Source organism: Lentzea sp. NPDC006480 (assembly GCF_040611995.1).
Taxonomy (GTDB): domain Bacteria; phylum Actinomycetota; class Actinomycetes; order Mycobacteriales; family Pseudonocardiaceae; genus Lentzea.
The window spans coordinates 1-8598 of the sequence record NZ_JBEXPJ010000258.1; the positions used below are offsets into that span (position 1 = coordinate 1).

Annotated in this window: 5 protein-coding genes; 3 read left to right on the top strand and 2 right to left on the bottom strand. The window is 70.0% G+C overall.

What is annotated here, in order from left to right; all coding sequences use genetic code 11:
- Positions 1-3348: beta-ketoacyl synthase N-terminal-like domain-containing protein (locus ABZX92_RS43945; protein ID WP_355571820.1), on the bottom strand; the 3348-nt coding region annotated here is incomplete at its 3' end.
- Between the two features lie 10 nt (positions 3349-3358).
- Positions 3359-4996, bottom strand: a complete 1638-nt coding sequence (locus tag ABZX92_RS43950; RefSeq protein WP_355571822.1) for a PfaD family polyunsaturated fatty acid/polyketide biosynthesis protein — start codon at positions 4994-4996, stop codon at positions 3359-3361.
- Between the two features lie 145 nt (positions 4997-5141).
- On the opposite strand from ABZX92_RS43950, the gene ABZX92_RS43955 reads away from it, so the two are divergent.
- Genes ABZX92_RS43955 through ABZX92_RS43965 form a run of 3 tightly spaced genes read left to right on the top strand, consistent with a single transcriptional unit; the run spans position 5142 to position 8339 of the window.
- Positions 5142-7052, top strand: a complete 1911-nt coding sequence (locus ABZX92_RS43955) for an adenylate/guanylate cyclase domain-containing protein (protein WP_355571824.1) — start codon at positions 5142-5144, stop codon at positions 7050-7052.
- Entirely contained in the window at positions 7042-7569 is a 528-nt protein-coding gene (locus tag ABZX92_RS43960; protein WP_355571826.1) for a GAF domain-containing protein, read from the top strand. The genes ABZX92_RS43955 and ABZX92_RS43960 overlap by 11 nt, the downstream gene beginning before the upstream one ends.
- Positions 7566-8339 (top strand): S8 family serine peptidase, encoded by a 774-nt coding sequence (locus ABZX92_RS43965; protein WP_355571828.1) that lies wholly within the window; start codon positions 7566-7568, stop codon positions 8337-8339. Before ABZX92_RS43960 ends, ABZX92_RS43965 begins: the two co-directional genes overlap by 4 nt.
- Positions 8340-8598 lie beyond the last annotated feature (259 nt).

Consider the following 8598-nt stretch of genomic DNA (forward strand, 5'->3'; position numbering starts at 1 on the left):
GAGCTTGCCCAGCTCGACAGGGTCGACCTCAGGCAGACCAGGAACACTCCGCCGCACCGCCGACAAAATCTCGACCCGCTTGATCGAGTCAATCCCCAGATCGGCCTCGAGATCCATCCCGCCCGACAACATCTCCGCCGGATAACCGGTCTTCTCCGCCACCACGTCCAGCACGAGCTGTTCCAGACCAGGCACGACAGCGACCGGCTCGGCGACCGGAGCCGGAGCAACGGGACCGGGTGCGCCGCCGTTGAGGCGGTCGATGACCTCGCCGAGGGTGCGGAGCTTGCCCAGCTCCGTGGGCTCCAACGTCGGCAGTCCCGACACAGCACGACGAACCGTCGCCAGGATCTCCACGCGCTTGATCGAATCGATCCCCAGATCAGCCTCCAGGTCCATGTGCGGCGCCAGCATGTCCGCCGGGTAGCCGGTCTTGTCCGCCACCACGTCCAGCACGAGACGCTCCACATCGGACACCGGAGCGACCACAGGAGCAGGAGCGACCACAGGAGCAGCAGCCACCGCAGCAGGAGCAGGAGCAGGAGCAGGCTGCACCGCGCCGACCGGCGGGTAGGGCTTGCCGTAGTTCGCGCCGCTCAGCTTCTTCACCATGCGCGGCTTCGACGGCTCGGCCTTCTCCACCGGCGGCGCGACGTGCGCCCACAGTGCGTCGAAATCGGCGGCGACGCCGTTCACGGCCAGCGTGCCCAGTGCCTCGAACAACGCCGTGACGCCGTGCTTGCCCTTGCGGTCCAGCGACACGGCCACGTGCGGCCGCGTGCCGAGGATGCGGCCCACCAGGCCGGTCAGCACGGAGCCGGCACCGACCTCGACGAACGTGCGGACGCCCGCCGCGTACATCGCCTCGATCTCCTCGACGAAACGCACCGGCGCGGCCAGGTGACCGGCGATCCGCGAACGGATCGACGCGGGTTCCAGCGGGTACACGGCGGCGTCGGTGTTGCCGTACACCGGGATGCGCGGCTGCTCGACGTCCACGCCGTCGAGGAACGCCCGCAGCGGCTCGCTCGCGGTAGCCACCAGCGGCGAGTGGAACGCCGTGGCGGTCTCCAGCCTGCGCCACGTCACTCCTGCGCGGTCCAGCAGCGCCGTGGCCTCGGCGATGCCACTGGCAGAGCCGGACACGACGACCTGGTCGGGGGCGTTGTAGTTCGCGACCCACGCACCGTCCACACCGGACACGATCGACTCGACCAGGTCGGCCGGCGCGCTCACCGCGACCATCGTGCCGCCGACCGAGGCGGCGTCGCGCATCGCCTCGCCGCGGGCACGTGCCAGGCGCACCAGCGTCTCCGCCGACATCGCACCGGCGGTGTGCAATGCCACCAGCTCACCGAAGCTGTGACCGGCCACGGCGTCCGGCGACACCTTCAGCGCGTCGAGCAGTGCCAGCTGCGCCAGTGACGCGACGGCCAGCGCCGGCTGGGCGCACTCGGTCGCGGTCAACGCGATCTGCTGCTCGGCGCGTGCCTCGTCGGTGAACACGGGCACCGGGAACACCAGACGGTGCACCGGGTCGATCGAGGCGGACCGGTCCCAGGCGGCGCGCGCGGCGGGGAACTCCATGGCGAGGTCCGCGCCCATGCCGACGTACTGGCTGCCCTGACCGGCGAACAGGAAGCCCACCTGGCCCGTCTCCACGTCACCGGCCGCATAGGTCACACCGGTCGGCGTGTCGAACGACGACGAGGGCCGCACGCCGATCGCCGACACGGCGAACGACAGCTTCTCGGCCAGTTCCTCCGACGACGACGCGACGACGGACAGTCGCACGGAATCTGTTGAGACAAAAGAACACTGCGACGTACGCGCCACGTCGGCGAGCGAAGCAGAAAGGTCCACCTGGCCGATGCGCGCCACGAGCTCCTCCGGCGTGGCGGCGGAGAGCAGCACCAGTGCGGCCGGCGCGGCAGAGACCCGCCACGGCGAACGGCCGTTGCCCGACGGCACGTACTCCTCCAGTGTCAGGTGGAAGTTGCTGCCGCCGAAACCGAAGCTCGACACGGACGCGCGACGCGGGTGGTCCGACGAGCGGATCCACGGACGGGCCGCGGTGTTCAGGTACAGCGGCGACGACTCCAGGTCCAGCTTGGGTGACGGCGCGTCGACCTTGATCGTCGGCGGTAGCACCTTGTGGTGCAGCGCCAGCACCGCTTTCAGCATGCCCGCCGCACCCGCGGCGGACTTCGTGTGCCCGATCTGCGACTTCACCGAACCCAGGGCGCACCACTGCGAGTCGGCGCGCCCGCTCTCGCTGAACACGGTGCGCAGCGCGGTGAACTCCGCCAGGTCACCGGCCGTCGTGCCCGTTCCGTGTGCCTCCACGAGCTCGACGGTGTCCGGCCCGTAACCCGCCGACGAGTACGCGCGGCGAAGCGCTCGTGCCTGTCCGTCCGGCAGCGGGGCGTAGATCGCGGTGGAACGCCCGTCCGAAGCGGTGCCGACACCCTTCAGCACGGCGTAGACGTGGTCGCCGTCGCGTTCGGCGTCGGCGAGCCGCTTCAACGCGAACATCACCAGACCCTCACCGAGGATCGTGCCGTCGGCCTCGGCGGAGAACGGCTTGCAGTCACCGGACGGCGACAGCGCCGGGGTCTTGCTGAAGCACATGTACATCGTGATGTCGTTCAGCGTGTCGACGCCACCGGTGATCACCATGTCCGACTGACCGAGCATCAGTTCGTTCACGCCCGCCTGCACCGCTGCCAGCGAGGAGGCGCACGCGGCGTCGGTGGTGCAGTTCGTCCCGTGCAGGTCGAACTTGTTGGCGATCCGGCCCGCGACGACGTTCGACAACAGGCCCGGGAAGGACGCCTCCTGCCACGGCACGTAGTGCGAGGCGATGCTGTCGCACACGGACTCGGCGTCGGGGACACCGTGGTCGCGCAATGCCTTGAGCCAGACAGGACGTTGCAGCCGCGACGCCATCGTGGCCAGCAGCTCCAGCGGCGCGGTGCCGAGGATCACCGAGACCCGGTCGCGGTCCACGGAGGACATGTCGCCACGGGACGCGTCACGCAGCACCTGGTCGGCGACGATCAGGCTCAGCAGCTGGGTGGTGTCCGTCGCCGCCAGCTGGTTCGGCGGGATTCCGTACGCCAGCGGGTCGAAGTCGACCGGGTCGAGGAACGCCCCGCGTTTGCCGTAGGTCTTGTCCGGTGTGGACGGATCGGCGTCGTAGTAGTCGTCGATCAGCCAATGCGACGCGGGCACGTCCTTGACCTGGTCGTCACCCCTGAGCACGGAACGCCAGAACCCGTCGGCGTCAGGCGAGCCGGGCAGCAGGGCGCTCACACCGACGACGGCGACGGGAATGCGATCGGACATGATCGACACCTCAGTTCAGCTTGCGCGGGACGAAGGAGAAGGCCTCAGCGGGAACCGGCACGCCGTACGTGCGGAGCTGGTGGGCGCGGGTGATCACCGCGGCGCCCTCCAGCAGGTTGAGCGCCACCTGGACGACGGTGCGTTCGGAGGGCGCCGCCAGGAACGACCCGGCGGTCCAGCGGTTGAACGCGCCCATCGCGGGGCCGCACCAGATCTGGAAGTCGACCCGGCGCGACGAGTCGCCGTCGATCGCCCAGCGCGACGCCTTGCCGAGATACCAGCGGAACACCAATGCCATGCGGTGCTTGGGATCCTCTTCCGCCCTGGCGAGCTCGGCCGGGTCGCGGTCACGCCAGAACGCGGCCGTGCCGGCCCAGATCTCGGAGAGGGGCGCCCGCAGCACGTCGCGTTCCAGCCGTGCCCGCACCGCGGCGGGGATGTCGTCCAGACCGGGACAGGTCCGGTACACCTCGTACAGCTGGGCCGCGCGGGGCGCGAACATCGTGCCGCGCCGCAGGACCTGCAGCTTCACACCCTGTTCGAACATGTCGGCGGCGGGCGCCATGATCACGTCCGCGATGTCGGCGTCGGCGAGCATCTTCTTCGCCTCGTCGGAGATCCCGGCCTCGACGCACGCCTGGTTCACCGACCCGGTGACGACGTACGCCGCGCCGAGTGCGAACGCGGCGGCGACACCTTCCGGCGTGCCGAGGCCTCCAGCCGCGCCGACCCGGATCGGCCGCGAGTAGCGCTGCCGCCGCACGATCTCGTCGCGCTGACCGATGATCGCCGGGAGCAGTGACACGAGCGGCCGGTTGTCGGTGTGGCCGCCGCTGTCCGACTCGACGGTGATGTCCTCGGCGACCGGGATCCGCGTGGCCAGACCCGCCTCGTCCATCGTGATGTGACCGCGTTCCAGGAGCAACTCCAGGATGTCCTCGGGCGCGGGCGACATGAACTGCGCCGCGACTTCGGGGCGTGACACCTTCGCGAACACCCTTGTCCTGCGCACGACCTGGCCGCTCGCGTCGATCCGCAGTCCCGCCACGGCACACCGCACGACCGCGGGCGTGAGGCCCATGAACGCCGAGGCGGACACGATCGGCACGCCGCGCCGCACGAGCAGCTCGGCGACGCTCTCCTCGACCGCGAGCTCGTTCGGCGAGTGGATCAGGTTCACCCCCCAGTTGGGCAGGTCGCCGATCTCGCTGACGAGCAGGTCCACCGCGTCCGCGACCCGTTGCGGCGCAAGGCCACCGGCGCCGAAGAACCCGAGCATCCCGGCGCGGGCCATCGCGATGACCATGTCGGTGGTGGCGATGCCGTTCGCCATCTCCCCCGCGATGTAGGGGAACCGCACGCCGTGCACCTCGCAGAACGACCGGTCGCCCAGCCACTCCGGGTACAACGGGGGCAGCGTGCCGAGCAGCCGGTAGCCGGCGTCACCGCCGAACGCCTCGCCGCCGAGCGCGACGCCGACCCCGTGACCCTGGCCGGTCTTCGCGGTCACGATGTGCACGGGCTCGCGCACCTCGCTCGCGATCTCCGCTATGCCCTCCGAGTCGAACGCGGCGGCCCGCCCACCCGGAATCCAGGTCGCGACCGGTGTATGCGTTCGCCGGAAATCAATCACCTGCGCAGTGGTCAAGCCGTGATCCGCCGACACGGTGTCCCCTTCATACGGTGGAAATATGCAACGCACCCCCTGTCACGTCTCATCTCGCGCCCTGGGTCGGCCGAGTGGGCATATTTCTTCTAGGCTTCGTCTCAATTGAGAACAGGAGTGCGAACCAGTGACCACTCGCCTGCCCACCGCCACGTGGCTGCTCCACCTGGCGCTGCCGCTGCTGGGCCTCTGGCTACTGGTCGCGCGACCTTCGCTCGATCTCCGCTGGGAAGATCATCGGACGCACTTCTGGCTGGTGGCGGGCGCCGCGGTGATCAGCACGGGCCTTGCCGCACGGATCAACGAGCAGGCCCGCGCACGGTCCGACGCCCGCCTGTTCCTGGTGTCACTGGCGTTCGTGGCGGCGTCCGGCTTCCTCGGCCTGCACGCGGTCTTCACGCCGGGCGTGCTCATGCACAGACCGAACGAAGGCTTCTCCACGGCTGCGCCGATCGGGCTGTTCGTCGCGAGCCTGATCGCCGTCCTGTCGGCCGTCGAGTTCAGTCCCGCTGGTTCCGAACGAATTGTCCGATGGCAGATTGCCGCCCGTTTCGCGTTGGTGGCCGTACTCGTCGCCGGTGCGTTTCTCAGTTTCCGGCCGCAGTCGACCGAGACATATGTCCCGGTCGCCGTCGCGGGGTGCGCCCTGTACGTGGTCGCGGCCCTGCGCTATTTCCTCGTGCATCGCCGCCGGCCCGCGGCGATCCTGCTCAGCGTCATCACGGCATACGTCCTGCTCGCCGAGGCACTGGTAGCGATGGTGTACTCCCGCAACTGGGCCGCCTCCTGGTGGGAGTGGCATCTGCTGATGCTGCTGGCGTTCGGCTTCGTCGCCTACAGCGCGCATGTGCAATACCAGCGCGAAGGAACACGATCGGGGCTTTTCAACAGCGTCTCGCTCGAACAGACCCTCGCGGCGGTCCGCCGTGAACACACCGAGGCGCTGGAAGCCCTCGTCGAGTCCATGACGGACACACCGTCGAATGACGTCGGCCGCGTGACGGCACGCCTGGCCGCGCAGTTCGGCCTGACCGAACGCCAGACCGAGGTGCTCCACCAGGGCGCCGCGGCCGTCGTGCGGGAACGGGACCAGGCGCGACGGCTGGAGGCGTTGGTCGAGGTCGGTCTGCTCGCACGGGTCGGCCACGCAGAGGACCAGCTGCTCGACACGGTCTGCCGCCTCACCGCGCCGTTCGGCCAGGTGCGCATCCGGATCATGCGGAACGGGCGGCTGGAGACGGTCGCGGGCACGCTCGACGGTGCCGCGGCATCGTTCCCGCTGATGGTGAAGGACCGTTCGGCAGGTGTGCTCGAGGTGGCGGGCGGTGACCCCGCGGACCCGGTGCTGCGCTCACTCGCGGGCCAGGTCTCGACGGCGCTGGAGAACACGCGGCTCTACCGGCACCTGGACGGCCTGTTCCGGTCCTACCTCTCGCCGGACGTCGCGCAGGCGCTGATCGCCGACCCGGCGCAGGCAGCGCTGGGTGGCGCGACGGCCGAGATCACCGTGCTCATCGCCGACCTGGCGGGCTTCACGTCCTTCTCGGAACGCTCCGCTCCCGCCGCGGTGGTCACGATGCTGAACACCTACTACGGTGCCGTCGTGCCGCACATCCTCGGCCACGGCGGAACCGTGACGCAGTTCGTCGGCGACGCGATCATCGCCCTGTTCAACGCGCCTGTCCCCCAACCGGATCACGCCCTGCGCGCGGCCCGTGCGGCGCTGGCGCTGCAGGCCGCCGCATCCGGCGTGGCCGAGGACGGCTGGCCCCGATTCCGCGTCGGCGTCAGCACGGGCCCCGCGCTGGTGGGCAACATCGGCAGCGAGTCCATGCGCCACTTCACCGCGATCGGCGACACCGTGAACCTCGCCGCACGCCTGGAGGGCGCGGCCCCCGCCGGCGGTGTGGTGATCAGCGCGACCACTCGCACCGGTATCGGGGACGCGGCCGTCGTGCCGCTCGAACCCGTTGTCGTGAAAGGCAAAGCGGCGCCCGTCGAGGCGTTCCTGCTGACGGGAGTCGATCATGTCGCTTGACCTGCTGCTCGACTCCGTGATCGCGACCGCGCAACACCTGACGGGTTCCTCCGCCGGATCGGTCGCGCTGCTCGACGGCGACGAGCTGGTCTTCCGCGCCGCCTCCGGCCCGAAAGCCGCGGCGATCATCGGTCTGCGGCTGCCCGTCGGGCGGGGCATCGCGGGCTACGCGGTGAGCTCCGGGCAGGCCGTGGCGCTCGACGACGTCTCGGCAGACCCCCGCTTCGCCCGCGACCTCGCGGAGTCCCTCGGTCACGTGCCGCACGGCATCGTGGCGGTGCCGCTGGACACCGACGACGAAGTCGTAGGTGTGCTCGAACTTCTCGACCCGGCCGGTTCCGCCGCACTGGACGTCCTGTCACTGCTCGCCCGCCAGGCCGCGCTGGCGGTGGTGCTCGCGCGGTCGTTCGACGCACTCGCGGGCGACACCGAGGCAGCCGCACTCGCGGTCGAGCTGAGCAGACTGGGCACGCGCGAACGGGCTCTGCTGCGAGCGTTCCTGGACTACGCCGGATGAGGCCCGCCTGGTCGTGGCAGTTCGACAAGCCCGCCGTCCGTGACGTCACGCTGCCGATCACCCGCGAGTGGGCGTGGGGCGGCTCGTCGGGCGACGACGTGAAGGTCGCCGTGATCGACAGCGGCATCTCCGCCCACCCCGCCGTCGGCCCCGTGGCGGGCAGCGTCGCGATTTCCGTTGCGCACGGCCGAGTTCAGCTCGACGAAGGACCGCACGACGACCTGTTCGGCCACGGCACGGCGTGCGCGGGCATCATCCGTCGCATCGCCCCGTCGTGTGAGCTCTACAGCGTGCGCGTGCTGGGCGCGACGCTCAGCGGAACGGGTGCCGCCCTGCTGGCCGGTGTGCGCTGGGCGCTGGACGCGGGTGTCGACGTCGTGAACCTGAGTCTCAGCACCAAACGCCGCGAGCACTTCGCCGCGCTGCACGAACTGGCCGACCACGCGTACTTCGGGAACACCGTGATCGTCGCGGCCGTGAACAACACTCCGGCGATCAGCTACCCGGCCGAGTTCTCGTCGGTGCTGTCGGTGGCGGCGTGCGCGGGCGACGACCCGTTCCTGGTGCGCTACAACCCTTCGCCGCCCGTGGAGTTCGGCGCGCCCGGTATCGGGATCAAGGTCGCGTGGCCGGGTGGCGGCACGGTCACCGCCACCGGGAACAGCTTCGCGGCCGCGCACGTCTCGGGGCTCGCGGCGCTGATCCTGGGCAAGCACCCGGGCCTGACCCCGTTCCAGCTCAAGACGATCCTGCACGCGGTGGCCTGCTGAACGGTTGGTTCCAAGGGCGCGCTTCACGCCTGGCTGGTGGTCATGGCTCTCCATGACGCAAGCCGGGCCGGCACACGCACGGACAGGACGAAAAGGCTCACCACCAACCCAAGATCACCCAGCACTTCCTGCTACCAACCGGCTGGCCGCGCCGCGCCACACGGCGTCGGCGACGGCCGGTTGGGTGTGGTCAGCGGCGATTTGATCAGGAGTTGGCGGTACTTGCAGACGCCAACAGAGCCAACGCCTTGGAAGCAGC